17 protein-coding genes are annotated in these 18,477 nt (G+C 53.6%); 4 read left to right on the forward strand and 13 right to left on the reverse strand.

Annotation, left to right across the window (positions count from 1 at the left end; all coding sequences use genetic code 11):
- Window position 1: 1 nt before the first annotated feature.
- The 8 genes from HGAS_RS08670 to HGAS_RS01120 form a co-directional block, all read right to left on the reverse strand.
- Window positions 2-154 (reverse strand): methionine/alanine import family NSS transporter small subunit, encoded by a 153-nt coding sequence (locus tag HGAS_RS08670; RefSeq protein ID WP_019126110.1) that lies wholly within the window; start codon window positions 152-154, stop codon window positions 2-4.
- Window positions 151-1,695, reverse strand: coding sequence for a sodium-dependent transporter (locus HGAS_RS08350; protein WP_019126111.1), 1,545 nt, complete (start codon window positions 1,693-1,695; stop codon window positions 151-153). Before HGAS_RS08350 ends, HGAS_RS08670 begins: the two co-directional genes overlap by 4 nt.
- Before the next feature lie 69 nt (window positions 1,696-1,764).
- Window positions 1,765-2,604, reverse strand: coding sequence for an anchored repeat-type ABC transporter permease subunit (locus tag HGAS_RS01095; RefSeq protein ID WP_019126112.1), 840 nt, complete (start codon window positions 2,602-2,604; stop codon window positions 1,765-1,767).
- Complete coding sequence (locus HGAS_RS01100; RefSeq protein ID WP_019126113.1) at window positions 2,605-3,360, reverse strand: anchored repeat-type ABC transporter ATP-binding subunit; 756 nt, start codon at window positions 3,358-3,360, stop codon at window positions 2,605-2,607. It lies immediately after the preceding gene.
- A complete protein-coding gene (locus HGAS_RS01105) occupies window positions 3,360-4,262 on the reverse strand; it encodes a choice-of-anchor M domain-containing protein (protein WP_233993658.1) in 903 nt (300 codons plus the stop codon). Before HGAS_RS01105 ends, HGAS_RS01100 begins: the two co-directional genes overlap by 1 nt.
- Window positions 4,263-4,321: 59 nt before the next feature.
- Complete coding sequence (locus HGAS_RS01110) at window positions 4,322-5,950, reverse strand: anchored repeat ABC transporter, substrate-binding protein (RefSeq protein ID WP_034233683.1); 1,629 nt, start codon at window positions 5,948-5,950, stop codon at window positions 4,322-4,324.
- Entirely contained in the window at window positions 5,947-8,343 is a 2,397-nt protein-coding gene (locus HGAS_RS01115; RefSeq protein ID WP_233993660.1) for a TIGR03773 family transporter-associated surface protein, read from the reverse strand. The genes HGAS_RS01110 and HGAS_RS01115 overlap by 4 nt, the downstream gene beginning before the upstream one ends.
- 81 nt (window positions 8,344-8,424) lie before the next feature.
- Entirely contained in the window at window positions 8,425-9,432 is a 1,008-nt protein-coding gene (locus tag HGAS_RS01120) for a glycosyltransferase family 2 protein (RefSeq protein ID WP_019126117.1), read from the reverse strand.
- A gap of 125 nt (window positions 9,433-9,557) precedes the next feature.
- Between HGAS_RS01120 and HGAS_RS01125 the strand changes: the two genes are divergently transcribed.
- Window positions 9,558-9,788, forward strand: coding sequence for a PTS transporter subunit EIIB (locus tag HGAS_RS01125; protein ID WP_026066556.1), 231 nt, complete (start codon window positions 9,558-9,560; stop codon window positions 9,786-9,788).
- Window positions 9,785-10,261 carry a PTS sugar transporter subunit IIA gene (locus tag HGAS_RS01130; RefSeq protein WP_019126119.1) on the forward strand — a complete coding sequence of 159 codons (477 nt, stop codon included), beginning with the start codon at window positions 9,785-9,787 and terminating at the stop codon, window positions 10,259-10,261. Before HGAS_RS01125 ends, HGAS_RS01130 begins: the two co-directional genes overlap by 4 nt.
- A gap of 3 nt (window positions 10,262-10,264) precedes the next feature.
- Here the strand turns inward: HGAS_RS01130 and malQ are convergent, their stop codons facing one another.
- Window positions 10,265-12,388 carry a 4-alpha-glucanotransferase gene (gene malQ, locus HGAS_RS01135; protein ID WP_019126120.1) on the reverse strand — a complete coding sequence of 708 codons (2,124 nt, stop codon included), beginning with the start codon at window positions 12,386-12,388 and terminating at the stop codon, window positions 10,265-10,267.
- A gap of 43 nt (window positions 12,389-12,431) precedes the next feature.
- Window positions 12,432-12,716, reverse strand: a complete 285-nt coding sequence (locus tag HGAS_RS08355; RefSeq protein ID WP_019126121.1) for a PTS transporter subunit EIIB — start codon at window positions 12,714-12,716, stop codon at window positions 12,432-12,434.
- 141 nt (window positions 12,717-12,857) lie between these two features.
- Here HGAS_RS08355 and HGAS_RS01145 point away from each other — a divergent pair, with 141 nt between their 5' ends.
- Window positions 12,858-13,814, forward strand: coding sequence for an acyl-CoA thioesterase (locus HGAS_RS01145; protein WP_019126122.1), 957 nt, complete (start codon window positions 12,858-12,860; stop codon window positions 13,812-13,814).
- Between the two features lie 162 nt (window positions 13,815-13,976).
- Here HGAS_RS01145 and ettA read toward each other — a convergent pair whose 3' ends face one another.
- From ettA to orn, 3 genes are all read right to left on the reverse strand, one after another.
- Window positions 13,977-15,659, reverse strand: a complete 1,683-nt coding sequence (gene ettA / locus HGAS_RS01150; protein ID WP_019126123.1) for an energy-dependent translational throttle protein EttA — start codon at window positions 15,657-15,659, stop codon at window positions 13,977-13,979.
- A gap of 94 nt (window positions 15,660-15,753) precedes the next feature.
- Entirely contained in the window at window positions 15,754-16,293 is a 540-nt protein-coding gene (locus HGAS_RS01155) for a single-stranded DNA-binding protein (RefSeq protein WP_019126124.1), read from the reverse strand.
- A gap of 133 nt (window positions 16,294-16,426) precedes the next feature.
- Window positions 16,427-17,059 (reverse strand): oligoribonuclease, encoded by a 633-nt coding sequence (gene orn / locus HGAS_RS01160; protein ID WP_106427361.1) that lies wholly within the window; start codon window positions 17,057-17,059, stop codon window positions 16,427-16,429.
- Between the two features lie 105 nt (window positions 17,060-17,164).
- Between orn and ilvA the strand changes: the two genes are divergently transcribed.
- Window positions 17,165-18,451 carry a threonine ammonia-lyase IlvA gene (gene ilvA / locus HGAS_RS01165; RefSeq protein ID WP_009409297.1) on the forward strand — a complete coding sequence of 429 codons (1,287 nt, stop codon included), beginning with the start codon at window positions 17,165-17,167 and terminating at the stop codon, window positions 18,449-18,451.
- Window positions 18,452-18,477: the final 26 nt, after the last annotated feature.

Consider the following 18,477-nt stretch of genomic DNA (forward strand, 5'->3'; position numbering starts at 1 on the left):
CTTATCGCGAGTGGGGCTCCGCAACAGGAGCAGTCGTTTCAGCCTCGTCCTCGCCAGGAGTCGGCAGGAGTCGAAGCATCACGAGTGAAGCAACAAGCCCTCCCCATACCAGAAGGATCGTCACAATCATCATGATGATAGCAGCGGGGGTCATGCGATCTCCTTAGATGTTGACGACGTGCTTGAACGATGAGGATGCGACCAGGGCATCAGGGTAAGGATTGCGGATGCGAGGAGCGCGAAACCAACAGATCCCCACCCGAAGATGTTCACAAGATATCCGGCGTAGCCACCGTAGCCCTCACTGATGCTTGAAATCACAGAGGTCACCAGCATGAACGCCAGCACCAAGGGAATGACGATACCAACGAGGTAGTCCCATACGGGAGGAATCGAAGGTGCTGAAACAGAGTTAAGGTGCCTACGCAGCCCCCGAAGCCTGGGGCGCACAAGTGCGGTGTAGAGCGCCATGGCAATCGCACAACCAACAACTCCCACATTGTTGATGAAGTTATCAATGATATCCAAGGTATTCAGACCCGAACGTGTCGCGAAGAACGCCAAAGAAATAATCGTTGTTGGGATTCCCATGACGAGCGAAGCTTTCGCAGGAGTCAAGGCAAACTTATCTTGAATTGCACCAGAAACCACCTGCAAGAGCGAGAGCAGAGAGGTGATGCCTGCAAGGACAAGCGAAGAGAAGAACAGGACTCCAAAAAGCGGACCGCCCGGCATCATCGAAATAATCTTCGGGAAGGTAACAAAGGAAAGAATCGGACCGGTCAGTCCCTTCAACTCAGAAACCGTAACTCCCTGCGAATGAGCCATGAATCCCAGGGCCGAGAACACTCCGATACCAGCAAGAATTTCGAAGGATGAATTAGCAAAACCAGCGACCAAAGCAGTTCCGGTAACGTTCGACTTCTTCTGGAGATACGAGGCGTAGGTCAGCATGATTCCAAAGCCAACCGAGAGCGAGAAGAAAATCTGAGCAAATGCGGCGAGCCACACCTTGGGTTGAGTCAGAGAACTCCAATTGGGTGTGAAGAAAGCACTCAGGCCTTCCAGTGCACCCGGCAGGAAGAGGGCACGCACAACAAGAGCAAGGAAGAGGACAACCAAAAGAGGAAGGAAAATCTTATTGGCTTTCTCAAGCCCTCGTGCGACACCAAAAGAAGCGATGAGCAAGATGCATGCCCATACCAAGACAAGCGGGATTGCAACTGCCGCTACTGGAGTCCATGAGAATTCATCAGAACCGACGGTTCCCAGGAAAGAAGAAAGGAAGAACGTCTGCGAATCCTCACCCCAGGCCTCGGTAATCGAATAGAAGACGTAGCTTCCAGACCACGCAACAACCGCGGCGTAGTAGGTAATAATCACGAAGCAGATGAACACGCACAACCAGCCGAGGAACTCTCCTTTAGCGTTCATGCGGCGGAAAGCCCACGGAGGGGTTCCACGGAACTTATGGCCAACGGCGTACTCGAGCCAAAGGATCGGAATACCAGCGAAAAGCAAAGCGACGAGGTAGGGAACAAGGAACGCTCCCCCGCCATTGGTGTACGCAACACCTGGGAATCGCCAGATATTACCCAAGCCGATCGCGGAACCGATAGCCGCCATTAAAAAGCCAGTTTGGCTGGTCCATGTGTCGCGCGTGCGACGTTTCGCAGGAGATGCTGCCGTGCTCATGTAGACGTTTCCTTCCTTAATACAGGCCCAAACCTAGTGACGTCTCAGGAGCCGAGCAATACTTTTCCACTATGCGAAACGAGACCGGCAGGATCGATAAACCCACGCAGCAATAAAAACGAGCGTAACAACGCAGACAATTGATGCTCCCGCCGGAAGATCCAAGGACCAGGAGAGGTAAATACCACACAGAGAACTGAGCACACCGATGACAAGAGCAGTTCTGATCATCGCACCCAGTGAATTTGTTAGAAGCCGAGCACTTGCCGCCGGGGTAATGAGTAGGGCAAGAACCAAGATATTGCCAATGATCTGGACGGAGATCACGACTGCACCGGCAACACTGATATAGACCAAAAGATCCAGAGCCATTACCGGCAATCCGGCGACTCGAGCGCTCTCTCGATCAAGACTGACGGCAACAACCTCTTTGTGAAAGAAAGCAAAAACTCCCACTATCAATGCAGATGCAACCAGTACGAAAGGTACTTCAGAAGCCGGAATGCCTGTCAGCGAGCCAAAAAGGAAATCTTGGAGAGACCCCGCATATCCCGGAGCCCAAGAAATGATGACCAATCCCAAACCAAAGGCGCCAACGAAAAGAACACCAATGATTGAATCTTCCTTCAAACGCCTATTTTGGGAAAGAAGTGCAACGAGCACAGCGGTACCCACACCAGCAAGCGTTCCTCCCAAGACCAGGGATCCTGAGCAGACAAAAGCGATTGCAAGACCGGGGAAAACCGAGTGAGCGACGGCGTCTCCAATGAAAGACATCCCGCGCAAAACAACATGACACCCGACTACTGCGCATACACAGGCTGCAACGCAGGTGACAAGAATGGCACGGGGTAAGAAAGCCAATGCTGGATTCGTCAGATCGTGAAGAAAGTCAATGATACTCAGCACTCAGATCACCCCCAGGACCTTGAGCAGAGGATTTGATGGGCGAATGTCAAAGGTGCGCATCCACACCTGAGGATCGCGAATTTCTTCTGGTTTCCCCGAGGCAACAACGGTCGAGTTCAACAAGAAAAGCCGATCACAGGCATCAATAGCCCCAAGAATGTCGTGGGTTGTCATGAGGATGGCACAACCGCTGAGTGCGAGCCTGCGGAATACGTCCATCAGGCTTTCTTGAGTCGGCATATCCAGTCCAGTAAAGGGTTCATCCAATAGAAGCAATTGCGGGCGTAATGCAAGAGCCCTAGCAACCAGCACTCGCTGACGTTGGCCACCCGAAAGTTCCCCAATCACTCGATCTCCGAGCTGCGCCAGTCCAACCTGATGCAGTGCCTCTTCGACGGCGCGATGGTCGTCGATCTTTGCCCGGCCTCCCCATCCAATCCGGCGAGCTCGCGCACTGAGAACCGCCTGACGAATGCTGATAGGAAAATCCCAGGCAAACTCATGACGCTGCGGAACATAGCCCACTGAACGGGGCTGAAGCGGGACGCCCATTGAGGTGATGTGAGTCGAGCGGGAAGGAATCACGCCGAGTATTGCGCGCAAAAGAGTCGTCTTTCCGGCACCGTTGGGACCAATGAGCGCACAAAACTCCCCGGGAGCAACGGTGAGTGAGACCGATTTGAGTACCTCACGTCCGGGATAGGACACGTCCAAGTTGCAGATATCGAGTGCTGAAACCGAATTCTCAGTACCCATCAGACGTCACTTTCCGCCCCGAAGTCACGAGAAACATCCTCGCGAGCTTTCTCAATCTGTTTTTGAGACTTCTTCGTCCGATGCGCAACGACGATAAAAGCAATCACGCCCAAGGCCAGACAGATCGCTCCATAGATCAGATACTCGCTATTTCCGCCTTGTTCACGCGGTGCCTGCGGCTTGGCAGTGTGCGTCCCCTCTTTCGTCGAGGCCGCGAGCGCACTTGGCGCGAGTGCACGGGCTTCTTCAACCTTTGCCTCATCGCCAACGACAAACCGAAGAGTATCTGCCACGCATTGCGGTGTCTCTTTGTCCCCAAAGCACCAGCGCACGCTGAGTGCGTAAGCCCCCGGAGCAGAAAACGCCCAGTTCGCGTGAACGTGTGTATTTGCCTCGACCCAGATATCTGATTGGGAGGAAGTAGAAGAGTCATATAAGACTGTCGGTGCCCCGAAAGCCCCATCTTGCAGGAAAAGCCAGGCTTGACCGGGGCCCTGAAGGTTGCCCAGTGTCATTGTTGCGCCACTGCCCATAACCTTAATGAGTTCTGGGTCTTGAGTGTTCCATCCCAGCCAAACGACCTTGGGGTTTTGAGTCTGGGGAATGACCCAGTACGACTCTCCCTCATGCGCGTGCAGGAATGCATAGCTGGGGTCTGAGGGGACCTGAAGCCGGCCCGAATCGCTCACGCGAAATACAAGAGTGTCCAAAGGACGCCAGATCGGTGTTTCTCCTGAGTCATCACGTGCCAGAATCTCAGGTTTCGAATCAACAATCTTTGGGCCCAAGTCAACGTGACCGCGTTCAATCGTCGCTTCTTCGCGCACCACTTGTTCTGAGGAATCTACGTGCTGAGTGAGAGGATCATCCGCTGCCGCTGGCAGTACGACACTGGCGCTCACAGCAATACTGACAAAGAGCGCCGATATCACCCGCGCTAAATTTTTCGCGCCATTCCTTTTCATGATGTGTGATCCTTTCCTAAACACCGCGACAGTGAGCGTGCATTCGCTTTCATCATGTCGATATACGTCGGGGCGTCTTCATCCAAAGTGTCGCCATACAGCCCGCAGACTCGAACACCGTTTTCTTCCGCAACTTGCGCAATCACAGGGTGACGCTTACGCTTTTGCGGTTCCAAGAAAACCGCGGATATTTTCATATTCTTCAAGGTCTCAGCGATGCGTTTGCGATCGGCAATTGAGGCCTCGGTCCCGTCCTGAGCACTCAGATAACCTGCGATTTCAAAGTCATAAGCACGTGCAAGATAGGCATATGCATCGTGCGTAGTGACTAGCTTGCGATCAAGTGGATTGATGCCTGCAATCGTCTGTGAAACCTCGCGATCAGTCTCATCGAGTTTCGCAATATAGGCCGAGGCATTGGCTGCGTATTGCGCACTGTGCTCAGGATCGCGCGTTGATAGTGCATTCTCAATGACTCGTACATAAGCCTGCGCATTATGAATGTCATGCCATGCATGTGGATCAATGTCACCGTGGACGTGTTTGCCCAGCACTGCTTGAGGCAGAACATAGGCCTGACCATCACCCGACCCGATGAACTCCCATCCCCGACCTTTGGGAATCTCGCGCAAAGTACGTGATGGAACATCAATCAGCACGCGCTCGATATCCAAAGAGGCCAGAGTTGAAGGTAAGCCGTTGCTTTCCTCAACGGCTTCGCGTAGTGGCGCCCCCTCAGGTACTCCACCGTCTTTTTCTCGGTCAACCATCAGGGTTAATGCGCGAGACTTCAGGTCCACGGTGATGTCGCTGTGGCCTCGTCGGAGAAGAAAGAGACCACGTTCCTGGGCAACTTTCTCTGAATCAATTCCCACCGCAAAAGTCACCTGCGAGGCAGGAAGCTCAATGGGCTCCGCGTCAGCAGTTACCCGCAAGCGCGCTCGTAAATGCAGCGTGTAGACACCGGGCTGAGTAAAAACCCAGCTCATGTGTTGGTGTGCCCCAACGGGCAGAATCGAAGTATCGGTTGCCCAATGATTACCGGCATCAAAACCATCTCGAGAGGCAAAGGCAATCTCGGGACTTCCAAAACTTGTCGTGATGTAAGCACATGCGTACCCCGGCCCCTCAACATCAGTGACAGAGAGTTCAACTTGGGACGATCGCGTTGCCCCACTCTGGCTTCCGTCACCGTAGACTCGCATCCCAAGCCAGGGAGTGTCCAGGGAGCGATCTTCAACAAGAGGAATCAAGCTACCGCCAAACTTTGCGCTTTCTTCCGCCAAGGACAGTGAAAGAGCGTCCTTGGGAAGATTCGCATCGAGCGCGCGAATCACCGAGTGGTCTTCGAGCATCAGGTAATTCGTGACGGCAATATCCGCGTAGGCGATATCGCGGATTCCTCTCAGGCTCAGTTCCCAGGAATGTGGATCTGCACCGTTGGGAATCAGCTGATGAACATCGACATAGTCGCCACCGACATTTCGTGCTAAATCAGCCAAGATCCCAGTTGTGGCTACGATACTCAGTCGCTGTGATGAGGCATCGACATGCGGCGCGCATCCTCCAGTTACTGCAGCAAGTACGCATGTAAGAGCTACTACTGCAATTCGCGCAATCTTCACTGCCTCACCCGCATGCGAGTTGAGACCATGACGCACCCGCATCCCATGAGGAGGGCCGCGAGGATTATGGGAGCAAGCTCTGCCGCGCCCACACCCGTTGATGCTAGGCTGCACGGTTGTCCCGAGGCCGTGCGGCCGACGATTGCGTAAACCAGAGGACGTCCGTGCTCCCCTGTTCCACCGGCTGCGATCAAGGACCCAGCCGCTCCACTCCCGCTTCCACGCAAGTCCTCGCCACGAGGGGTGACATTCATAGCGATCGTGAGTTGGTAGGAGCCTGGCTCGGTAAAGACCCAGTTTTGGTGAGCATGAGTGTTGGCAGGCAGGGTGTAGCTCGTTCCTGCACCGTCGAAAACGTGAGTGCCAATTCCTGCCCCCAGGCTTCCCGATTCAAAGACTGCAACATTTCCGGGGCCTTGAACATCAAGAAGAGAGAAACGGACCTGCCCACTGGTCTCAGTCACGATTTCTTCACGCTGTGAATTCATCCCGAGCCACGGGACCCCTCGAATCTGGGTAGCGGGAATCATCCACACGTCCTGCCCGGGATCCGCGGCATAGCTCAGAGCTTCAGGAGCCTTGATCTTTGCCTTCTCTCCCAGCGCGAAGGTCATTGATGCGGGGTCTTTCCACACCGCAGGGACAGATCGGTCATCTTTAATTCGCGCGACTAATTGACCGTTTTCAATGGCCGGTCCCAGATCAAAGTGCCCATCAGTAATTCCGCCTTCACTACCAACCTGAACATTCAGGGTCGTAATTGCCTGATTGGGAGTTTCGCTATCGCTGCGGATACGTGAGACTTCATCTTCATCTGCTTCACGGGTAATACGAGTTGCAATACAGCGCTCAGACCCAACGCGCTGTGGTGCATCACGCGTGAGTGATTCTTCCTCGCCGCCTGCAGCGCTTTCTTCAACCGCTGGGGGAAGTACCCCGCCGCTTTGAACAGCTGAGTTCTGCGGCGTCGACACCCCTTGGGTGCCTCCTACCTCAATGAGGTACGCAGCGCTACGTGTCGTTTCAAAAGAACCGTCATTTCGATATGCACGCGCTTGAACGCTCAGTTCATAGATTCCTGCTTGAGAAAAGACCCAATTGGCATGCGTGTGCGAAAGATAATCTTGAGCAATTGTTGAGCCATGTGGATCTAGCTCAAATCCTCCCGAACGCAGTCGCGAACTACGACCCGAAAGGAAGTCTTCGGTCCACAGTGAAATACGTCCACCGTTGGGATGGGTGTAGCTGACATCAAATTCAACGCGTTCAAATCCTGCTGGTGCAAGAGAGAGAACATCCCATCCGGGCCACGGCAAAGTTGGATCTTGAGTTTGCGGAAGGAAATATCCAGTGCCACCGGCGACAATGTCTTGAGGAAGCGAGTGCGTCAGAGCAGAGGAAGGAACGATCAAGCGGAGTTCTTCAGCTTCGTGTTGAACCCCCGATCCGGTGACGTCTTCCACCACCTTCAATACGGGCAGTCCCGAATCATCAAGTGTCATGTAGAAGAGGTCAATATGCCCGTGGTCAAGAACAAGACGACGCTCGCTAGAGTTCACGCGAGGAGCCGCTTGGGTGTGCGCACTCATTGACGAGGCCAGTGAAGCGTCGCGAGCTTCTCTTGCCTCAGGGAGCGGGGCTCCCCCACTTTGTACAGATTCTTGCTCTTCACTGCTCTTCGAGGACGAGACGTCAGTGCTCTGTTCGGGCTCTTGCGTCTGGGCCTGGAGAGCTTCAATGCTCGCGCTGAACTCGGCCTCGGCGATAAGACGAGGCTCCTGCCCCGGGATTACTTCCTGAATGCGAAGACGCAGCGAGCGAATACCAAGCTCAGCAAAACGTGCATGCAGGGGGCCAGCTGCGAAGTCCTCTCCCCTGGCCTCGAGAACAAATCCTCGAAAGAGTTCCTCGGTGCCGTCGATCTCTTCTTCAAACGCGCTTCCACGACCGAGATGCTCCGGGGAATCAAAACTCAGTGAGTGCGGAGCAATTTTATCCAGATCTGCAGCACCTGCTCGTGCGCTTAATTCAACGGAATACTGCGAATCCGCTGTAAACACAGAAGGGTTGAAATGAACAGCGAGTTCATAACCCCCATCAATTTCGCGATCAGTGTCGCGAGGAACTTGGGTGGTTCGAAGTCGAAGTGCGCCATCATGAAGGGGAGACTCTTCGCCCTTTTCTCCAGTAGTACACAGAGACTTCGGTGCCTCGTTGTTATCTTCAAGGCACGTCGAGACTTGAAGACTATCGCTTAAAAGGTGCTCGTCTTGGGAGGAGGATAGAGCCTCCGCTTGAGTCGGGGCTGGAAGAAGAATCCACGCACTCATCACTGCAATAGTGATCAATAGCGAAAACAGGGCACGTGTTGTCCTGCGGCATAATGATGACATGACCATCTCTCTAGAATGATAATCGTTCTCATTCCCATTAAAGAGGGTAGTCACGCCTCAAGTCAAATGGAGTGCGTAGCTCTAGTTAAATCCCAACACCCATTGAGAAATGTGATAACCAGCCATAATCACGGCGCGTCCCGGCTTTGAGCGCATCGCAATCAGGCGCCCAAGCAGATCCTTGCGTACCGCGTCGTAAGCTTCCGGCTTTTTCATCTGAAGCTGCGCCCAAAGCTCGTCCTTACGAGCGAGATTCTCCTCAGTTCCCGAGCGCAAAAGCATCACCGTGCAGATGACACAGTTGATACGCAGATAGTGCACAAGATAGCGGTACAGATGAGGTGGAACCTCATCAGGAGCTGGAATAGCATCGACCATCGCCGAATTCACTCGCAGCAATTGATCAACACGCGAAATCATGACCTGCTCGTTGACCGATTGATCGTCACGCCCAATGAAATAGCGGTAGAGATCGACATCGAGATACTCAAAAGTACGAACATCAATGACCGGAACAAAAGAGTAAATGAAATCAACATAGAAGGTGTGCTCAGGGAGGACCAGACCAGAGCGACGAACCAAATCTGTCCGCAAGATTAAGGCGTGCATCATCAGATACTGGTCGTACCGACAACGACGAATCTGATCCCATGAGATTACGCGATCCCTAGGCATCACATTTCCGTAGCGGATGACTGCTTTATGGCTCTTTCCTTGCTTCTCATACACGTAATTGGCAAGCAAAAGATCTAATGGTTCACCCTGCGCTTCGCGAAGCTCCAAGCGTTCAAGGGCGCGCTTAAGCGCCAAGCGATCCAACCAGTCATCTGCATCGAGGATTTTAAGGTAGCGCCCACGAGCACCTGCAATACCAGCATTAACAGCGCCGCCGTGGCCAGCATTCTTCTGATGGATAACTCGGATATGATCTGGATCCGATTGGACCAATCCATCAGCAATCGCAGCAGTGGCGTCGGTTGATCCATCATCAACGATGAGCACCTCAACCTGGTCAAATCCACGCACTGAGGAGACTGCACGATCAAGGTAATCCTGAGCGTTATACGAAGGAATGACAACGGTGAGCACAAAACTTGGTTCCACCTGTTGAATGATAGTGCATGAAGCGCTCTTTCTTAGCGAAATATTATGAAAACATGGTGCTTTTCGGGCTATCCTTGATGGAAGGGCTAATTCGCAATGGGGAGGCAATTATGAGCCAAGCACAAGAAATCCTGAATGCACTGGGTGGCTGGGATAACCTGACCGACCTTCAGCATTGCATCACCCGAATCCGCGTTGATTTTAAAGATGATTCGAAGATCGACGAGGCCGCATTGCGCAAGGCAGGCGCCTTCGGTGTCGTCGTCGTTGGCTCGCACGCACAGATCGTCATGGGTCCACAGGCAGAGGAAATCGCAGAGGAAATTAACACACTGAAGTGAGTCTTCAGCTCCTCTCCCCCATCCCTGGAACCCTGCGAAACCTCGCCGAGCTCTCAGATCCAGTTTTCGCCCAAGAAATCATGGGGCCGGGTTTCGCAATTATCCCCGACGAGGTTGACACCCTCGAGATACTCGCGCCCACAGCTGGGAAACTCAGTCACCAGCTTCCTCATGCATGCGCTCTGACAACGCCCGACGGCCTCAACATTTTGATTCATGCGGGGATTGACACTGTACAGCTCAAAGGCGAAGGCTTTTCAGCACTCCATCAATTAGGACAGCAGGTCGCTGCTGGAGAGCCACTCATTACGTGGGATCTTCGTCCAGCGCAGCAAGCAGGATACGCGCTTGACGTCGTTATCATCGCTATGCAACCGCCACAGACACTGTGCGAACTCTTAACCGCGTCTGGTTCACGCCTAGATGCTTTGGTGCCCTGCGCAGATGTACGCAGGGCACCAAAGAGCAGCTAAATCCTAGCGAATATAGCGGTCCACGCTGGTCAAGAATCGCTTGACACGGTCACAATGCGCCATGTCATCAATCAAGACTTCTTTGCCATTAAAGGCATGAAGTGGAACGCACCAATTCGGATACTCAGCATTCGTACCAGGAAGGTTCTGCGGTAATTTCTCACCAACAACATCCACCAAAGAGACAGCCAAAAGAAGTGCAGGAGAGGCAGCAAGGTAAGCGTGCATCGCAAGAACAAGTTCTTCCTCACTGGGGTCATCTTCGTGAATGAAGCCGCCTTCTTTCAGGCGCGAGACCATTCGTTCGCGCTCGATGCGATCCGCATCGCGAACCTGGTCAAGGTCTTCGACCAAGAGTCCCAACTCATTGCGCAGTTCGGTGTGAGCACCTTCTAGGTAGCCCAATGTCGGAGGCAAATCATGCGTTGTTACTGCCGCAAGGCAAGAGCGGCGGTAGTGATCCGGCCATAGTGGCCATCCACTGCCGTCCTTCTCAAACCACAGAACGGAAGTACCCAAGATTCCACGATCATTGAGATAACCGCGAACCCAGGGCTCAACGGTTCCCAAATCTTCGCCAATGACAACCGCACCGGCCCGCTGGGCCTCGAGCAGTACAATGCCCACCATGGCCTCGTGATCATAGGACACGTAGGCACCAGCCTGAGCACCCATCCCTTCAGGGATCCACCACAAGCGGAAGAGACCGAGGATATGGTCAATACGCACTGCTCCCGCGTACGAGAGCACAGAGCGCAACATATCCCGAAGCGGTGCATATCCCATTTGTGCAAGGGAGCGAGGTGACCACGGAGGCTGCGCCCAATTTTGCCCCTGCTGAGAGTACATATCCGGAGGCGCACCAACGCTCATACCAGGGGCGAAGGCATCCGGCATCGACCAAATTTCCGAGCCCTTCGAATGCACCCCCACCGCTAGGTCAGACATGATCCCCATGTCCATTCCCAAACGGCGAGCACCTTCTTGAGCGCGGATCAACTGGTCGAAAACAATCCACTGGCACCACTGCCAAAACTCGATCTCAGAGGCGAGACGCTGACGCGCTTGCTCGACACCCGGAGCATCAATGGAGGCATAGCGCTCGGGAAGGTTAATATCGCCATTTTCAAAGACCAAAGCAGACCACAGAGCAAAATTCTCTAAGGATTCTCCGCCTTGAGCACAGAAACGTTCAAACTGCGCCTGACGGCTAATCGAACGAGGGAGTTCAAAAATTTTACGCAGCGCTTTGAGCTTTGATTTCCATGAGAGGTCGCGGTCGACAATATCCTCATGGCTACGGGAGGCATGCAAATAGCGCGTAACAACCCCGCGTTCCTTACTGTCCATGTGCACATACTCATCGATGGCTTCAGGACGAATGTAGAGGGGGCTTGCCCAACGACGCGACACGGGAAGGTAAGGCGAATTCTCCTGCGGGAATCCGGGCTGCGGAGCATGAAGGGGGTTGATTTGCAGGAAGTTTGCACCATTACGCGCAACGATCGCGGCTAGATCCGCCAGATCCTGCGTATCTCCCATTCCCCAGGAGCCGCTAGAGCGGGTCGAATACAGTTGAGCCGCAACTCCCCAGCGCTTATGACCATCATCGAGACGGCTAGAAAGTCGCTGAGGAACAACCACCAAGGTTGACGAGCATTCGCTTCCATCTTCATGGCGTGCAACAATTCGATGCCACCCAAGAGGCAACCAATTCGGAATTTTAAAGGTGGCACGCCCAATCAGATTTCCATCGACCATACGCGGCGGAATCCAACGATCAAGCTGCTGAAGCTCGTGATGCTGCCCATCTTCGGTCTCAACGTGGCACCAAACGCCCATCCCGTGAGGAACGTGAACAGGGATCTCCGCCTCGTTCCCCTGGCGACACACCGTAGTGGGAGGGAGGGGTGCCAACCAGACAAGATCCTCATTGTGGCGGAAAGCTTCATCAATCTCACCATGCGAAGGCTCTGAAGAAAGCGAGAAACCCAACGAATTCAACACTGCGACGAGGGAGGCATCTTCAACGTGCTTCCAGTTTCCATACCAATCCCAGAAACCGGTAGAGACCCCAACAGTCTCAGCGAGTTCACGCAGGCGCTCTGTTACCGTCTGACTTGCCATAAGGTCCCCTCTGAAATACAGCAATGCCCCTCTATTTTATGGGCTAGAGAAGAGCAGGTGAGACCGATCTTTGTGTGCCAGCAGACACACCTTGCGGTAGACACAGGTGAAGCATCTGCAAGGCGATCTTTCCAGCCCCTGCTCCGAGAACAATTTGGATCACATGCCCCGAACGCACAACTGCTAGGACCTCTGGTAGACGAAGGCCCATGTCATCAACCTTTTCAGGAGACTTCACTTCAATCCGAATACGCAGCATGCACGGTTCAATATCTTGGATATTTGATGCTCCCCCCAGAGACTGGAGAAGAAGCGATGCCGTTTCCACGCCTAATCCCCTTTCAGAAACAAGTGACCTACCCCTCATAATATATATGAGCGACACAATTTGGTGCAATACGTCACTTTCTGCAACTTGTGATACAGAAATGCACTGCTTTTTAGACGAAAAGTTAGAGACAATATAGCCATGACTACGCCGCTGCCTATTCCCACAATTTCGACTGAACCGGTCGCTTCAGTCTTAAGAATTCTTAGCCTGAAGGAAAACGGCGATGATTCGTTTATTGCGCGTTCACTCCCTCAGGTGCGCAGGGTTTACGGCGGTCAGGTTTTAGCCCAAGGACTGCTGGCAGCAAGTGCGACTGTCCCCATTGAGAGGCTTCCCCATTCTCTCCATGCTTATTTTGTCCGCGGTGGAGATCCTGAAAAGACCTTCAGCCTCGACGTCACACGCGTTCTTGATGGTCGTTCGTTTTCCAACCGTTCCGTATCTTGCTTCCAAGACACTCGAGAGATTCTCACAATGAGTGTCTCTTTCCAAGGTCCCGAGGCAGCGCCCTCCTATTCCCCCGAGGCGCCCGATGTACCCGCAGCAAGTGAGTGTCGATCAGCCTTGGAGATCTTCCGTCTCATGGATCATCCCGTTGGGAAGTTCCTTGGGAAAACTGCCGCCTTCGACGTGCGTCATATCGGCCAAAGTCTCTACACAAAAGCGGACCCGCAGAAACTGCCGGCGCAAAGACTGTGGATGAAGCCCCGAGCCGAGATTCCCTCTGAAACGACTCAGCACGTTCATCGCGCTCTTCTGACCTATGTCGTCGACCAAGTAATGCTCGAACCTGCACTACGCGTTCTGGGAATGTCATGGATGACCCCCGGATTGGTTGCAGCATCTTTAGATCATGCGATGTGGTTCCATCACGATGTTGACATCAATGACTGGCTTCTCTTTGACCAGCGCTGCACTCAAGTCGTAAACGGCCGAGTGCTGGTCGAATGCTCAATCTTCACCGAGGCGGGGGTCCTTGTCGCTCACGCCACTCAAGAGGCAATGCTACGAGTTCCTACTGAAGGACACACATCAAGCCACTGGGGATTTGGAGTCGATCCCAAGACTGGTAAACCGATGAGTGGCATGGCATAGAGCTAATCCGTACGCAGTTACAGGCGCCGCGGCACAAGCACAGCGATCCGGCACAAGCACAGCCAACGGCAGAAATTACACGGATTCATTTTATAGACGGACGTCAAAAGCATGGGAGGGGACGGCTTAGCCGTCCCCTCCCATTGAGTTTTAACCCTTGGATCAGTCGCGAGTGAGCTTGCGGTGCGTCACGCGGTGAGGCGCTGCTGCATCCAAGCCCAAACGTTCGATCTTGTTCTTCTCGTAGGACTCGAAGTTACCTTCAAACCAGTACCACGAGGCAGGATTCTCTTCCGTTCCCTCCCACGCAAGAATGTGGGTTGCCACGCGGTCAAGGAACCAACGATCGTGGGTAATGACCACTGCACAACCGGGGAATTCCAAAAGCGCATTTTCCAAAGAGGACAGAGTTTCAACATCGAGGTCGTTGGTCGGTTCGTCCAGCAGCAAGAGGTTTCCCCCCTGCTTCAAGGTGAGCGCGAGATTCAGTCGGTTACGTTCACCACCGGAAAGAACGCCCGCGGGCTTTTGCTGATCCGCGCCCTTGAAACCAAAGGCAGAAACATAAGCACGCGAGGGCATTTCGACATTGCCCACCTGAATGTAGTCCAAGCCGTCGGAGACAACTTCCCACAGAGTCTTGTTGGGATCGATACCCGCGCGGTTCTGGTCGACATAGCTGAGCTTGACGGTTTCACCGATGGTGAGCTCTCCCCCATCAAGAGGTTCAAGTCCAACAATGGTCTTAAACAGAGTGGTCTTACCGACGCCGTTGGGACCGATCACACCGACAATACCGTTTCGCGGCAGCGAGAAAGACAGGCCATCGATCAAAACGCGATCGCCAAAGCCCTTCTTAAGGTTCGTTGCTTCGATGACGATGTTACCCAAGCGAGGCCCCGGCGGAATCTGGATCTCTTCGAAGTCAAGCTTTCGACTACGTTCGGCCTCGGCAGCCATTTCTTCGTAGCGCTCCAGACGCGCCTTCGACTTTGCTTGGCGTCCCTTGGGACTGGTTCGAACCCACTCGAGTTCTTCCTTCAGGCGCTTAGCGAGCTTGGCATCCTTCTGGCCCTGAATCTGAAGACGCTTTTCCTTCGTCTCCAAGTAAGTCGAGTAGTTACCTTCGTAGGGGTACAGGTGACCGCGGTCGACCTCAGCGATCCACTGCGCGACGTGGTCGAGGAAGTAGCGATCGTGGGTCACAGCGATCACTGCACCCGGGTAGGTCGACAGATGCTTTTCCAGCCAAAGAACTGACTCAGCATCAAGGTGGTTTGTCGGTTCGTCAAGAAGCAGAAGATCGGGTGCCTCGATAAGCAAACGACACAAAGCTACTCGGCGTCGTTCACCACCGGAAAGGACACTGACAAGCTGATCTGGCGGCGGGCAGCGCAACGCATCCATCGCTTGCTCGAGCTGCGAATCGATATCCCACGCATTGAGAGCATCAATCTCTGTTTGAAGCTTGCCCATCTCTTCCATGAGAGCATCGAAATCGGCGTCAGGATTGGCCATCTCTTCAGAGATCTCATTGAAACGGGCGAGCTTGGCAAATGTATCAGCCGCACCCATACGCACGTTCTCAAGAACGGTCTTGGAATCATCCAATTCGGGCTCCTGCATGAGGATTCCGACGGTGTAACCGGGGCTCAGGCGCGCCTCGCCATTACTGGGCTCATCCAAGCCAGCCATAATTTTGAGGATCGAGGACTTGCCGGCACCGTTAGGTCCGACCATACCGATCTTCGCACCCGGGTAGAAAGCCATGGTGACATCATCAAGGATGACTTTGTCACCAATGGCTTTACGAGCCTTAATCATTTGGTAGATGAACTCCGCCATGGATTCTCCGTTCAGGATCACGTGACATAACGCCGACTATGCGGCAGACCCCTTAATGCTAAGGCACGGCGCATGTTTTTGACATCTACGAGGACTATGCCGCATCACTTTCATCAGCTGATTGCGCACTGTTCTCCCAACGATCATGAGTCAGATCAGCGTCTTGCGTCAGAACATGTTGGCTTTCAGAAGAACCCTGTTCTGATTCTCCCGCGTCCACCGCAAACTCTTCTGCTGGAGCAGTTGAAGACTCTGCGACATTGTTACTTGGATGTTGAGGTTTGAGCGCGACAGCCGGACCAAACACCAAATCGATTCCCATAAAACTGGCGTTAATGACCAATTCGCTTCGTACCTGCTGGTCTGGACCTAACCATCCGCGAGCACTGGGGCGCCCACAGACAATCACGGGAGTCCCCTTCTGGACACTTCGCGCAATATTTTGCGCTAAACGATCCCATACACACACTGTGTACCACTTCGGCTCACGCTCTTCGTATTGGCCCGCATCCGTGATGCGCCACTGCGGAGCAGCCATTCTAAAGCGCAAACCTTTAGTTCCGTTTTGCGCACTCATACTGCTCAGATCCGAGCCGATCCGACCGCGAAGAACAACGCTTCCTTGGTTATCCATTATTTGTCCTTTCCTTGAAACCCCCAAAATGGGGATGTCCCCACTGTGCAGGGGAAAAGGACCTAAAGAAAGACCGGTAGCAGCGTCTGTGGAAAACGCCGACACCGGTACATTCTGTGGATAACTATGGTGATTAGTTCTCTTCTTCGCCAATCTTTGGAATACCAAGTTCAACAACTTCGCGCGCAACCTCACGGGCTTGTTCGCGAGTAATTGGCTCATGTGGGAAAAGAACTCGGCGATAGTATTCGAGTTCTTGAATTGACTCAAGAATGTCTGCCAAGGCGCGGTGCCCGCCGTGCTTAACGGGAGCTTCCTCAAAAGCCTTGCGGTACCAGCGCTTAGCCAATTCCTTGATCGAGGAAACATCAACCAGACGGTAGTGAAGGTAATCAATCACCAAGGGCATATTGGCTTCAAGGAACATCTTGTCTGTCCCCACTGAGTTTCCTGCGAGCAGCGCCTTTTTCGGGGTGGGGATAAAACGTCGGATATAGTCAAGAACCTGCTGCTGAGCATCTTCCATAGTGGTTCCGGAAGGCAGCTCATCCAAGAGGCCGGATGACGTGTGCATCTGGCGAACAAAATCATTCATTCCCTCCAAGGCTTCAGCCGGAGGAGTAATCAAGACGTCAATACCGGGATCGACAATATTGAGATCCGCATCGGTAATCACAACCGCTACTTCGATCAAAGCATCACGAGTGACGTCCAATCCGGTCATCTCGCAATCGATCCATACCAATGGTTCTTTCAAATCACTCACAGCTTTAAGTGTAAGCGCATGAATAGGATTTCACTGTCTGGCTTCTCAAAGTCCACGCTGGTTCACTGAGCTACGATAAACCTGACTACGACACGAGGAGTACGCATGACAACGGACCAGTTCCCACTTTCTCCAGATCTCATCGCCCAGGCTTCAGACATTCTGAGTGATGTCGTAGAGAAGACCCCCGTCATGCTTTCAGAGCGACTCAGCGACCTTATTGGCGTACCGGTCTACCTCAAGCGCGAGGATATGCAAAAGTGCCGTTCTTTTAAGGTACGCGGTGCCTATTTCCGAATGAGCACCCTGAGCGAAGAAGAACGTCGCAGAGGTGTTGTCTGCGCATCCGCAGGTAACCACGCGCAAGGCTTGGCCTACGCGTGCGCACAGCTCAAGGTGCGAGGCACCATCTACCTTCCCTCGAACACGCCCAAGCAGAAGCGCCAGCGCATTGAAACCATTGGCGGCGACTGGGTGGAGCAGGTCATTGTCGATGGAACATTCGACCGCGCCAATGCACAGGCCCAAGAGGCCGCGCGTCATTCGGGACGCACCTACGTGCATCCCTACGATGATCCCTGCACCATCGCCGGTCAGGGCACAATCGCTGTTGAATTGGAAGAGCAGGTGCTTTCCGAGGCCGCGGCAGTTTTGGTGCCAGTTGGCGGCGGCGGCTTACTCTCGGGAATCGCAACGTGGATCCGTTCTCGTTTCCCCGATATCAAGATCTACGGTGTAGAACCCAGGGGAGCCGCATCCATGGCCGCAGCAATGGAAGCGGATCAGATTGTTTCCTTGCCCTCTGTTGATCCCTTCGTTGACGGAACCGCCGTCGGGCGTGCTGGCGAACTTCCCTACTCGATTGTTAAGGAGCTGGTCGACGACATCTTGGTCGTTCCCGAAGGCGCTGTCTGTACAGAGATGCTTGATTTGTACCATTCAGACGGTGTGATCGCGGAACCGGCAGGCGCTTTGGCCTCTGCTGCGGCACGCATGTATTTCTCCGATCCAGAGCAGCGCAATGAACTGCTTGGAGGAAAAGAAGGAGCGATTGTCGCCATTGTTTCCGGTGGAAACAACGATATGACGCGCTACGCGGAAATCATGGAACGCTCACTGCGACACGAAGGTCTGCGCCACTACTTCCTGGTCACCTTCCCTCAACAGCCCGGTGCGCTTCGCAGCTTCCTCGAAGATGTTTTGGGGCCTGGAGACGATATTGTTCACTTCGAGTACACGAAGAAGAACAACCGTGATTCTGGACCGGCATTGGTCGGCATCGACTTGGCCGATCGAGAGGATATTACGGGGCTGCGTGCACGCATGGAGGCTTCTCCCCTCCATGTTGAAGAACTGCGTCCCGACTCTGAAATCTATCGTTTGGTGATCTAAGCACATCACCCTGAACACCCGGCAGG

Source organism: Actinomyces sp. ph3 (assembly GCF_000308055.1).
Taxonomy (GTDB): domain Bacteria; phylum Actinomycetota; class Actinomycetes; order Actinomycetales; family Actinomycetaceae; genus Pauljensenia.

Excerpts from the sequence above, each read along its gene's own strand:
- HGAS_RS08670 (WP_019126110.1), bottom strand. The coding sequence starts at position 154 with ATGACCCCCGCTGCTATCATCATGATGATTGTGACGATCCTTCTGGTA.
- HGAS_RS01115 (WP_233993660.1), bottom strand. The coding sequence starts at position 8,343 with ATGTCATCATTATGCCGCAGGACAACACGTGCCCTGTTTTCGCTATTG.
- HGAS_RS01145 (WP_019126122.1), top strand. The coding sequence starts at position 12,858 with ATGACTACGCCGCTGCCTATTCCCACAATTTCGACTGAACCGGTCGCT.
- HGAS_RS01100 (WP_019126113.1), bottom strand. The coding sequence starts at position 3,360 with ATGGGTACTGAGAATTCGGTTTCAGCACTCGATATCTGCAACTTGGAC.
- HGAS_RS01155 (WP_019126124.1), bottom strand. The coding sequence starts at position 16,293 with ATGGATAACCAAGGAAGCGTTGTTCTTCGCGGTCGGATCGGCTCGGAT.
- HGAS_RS08350 (WP_019126111.1), bottom strand. The coding sequence starts at position 1,695 with ATGAGCACGGCAGCATCTCCTGCGAAACGTCGCACGCGCGACACATGG.
- malQ (WP_019126120.1), bottom strand. The coding sequence starts at position 12,388 with ATGGCAAGTCAGACGGTAACAGAGCGCCTGCGTGAACTCGCTGAGACT.
- ilvA (WP_009409297.1), top strand. The coding sequence starts at position 17,165 with ATGACAACGGACCAGTTCCCACTTTCTCCAGATCTCATCGCCCAGGCT.
- ettA (WP_019126123.1), bottom strand. The coding sequence starts at position 15,659 with ATGGCGGAGTTCATCTACCAAATGATTAAGGCTCGTAAAGCCATTGGT.
- HGAS_RS01125 (WP_026066556.1), top strand. The coding sequence starts at position 9,558 with ATGAGCCAAGCACAAGAAATCCTGAATGCACTGGGTGGCTGGGATAAC.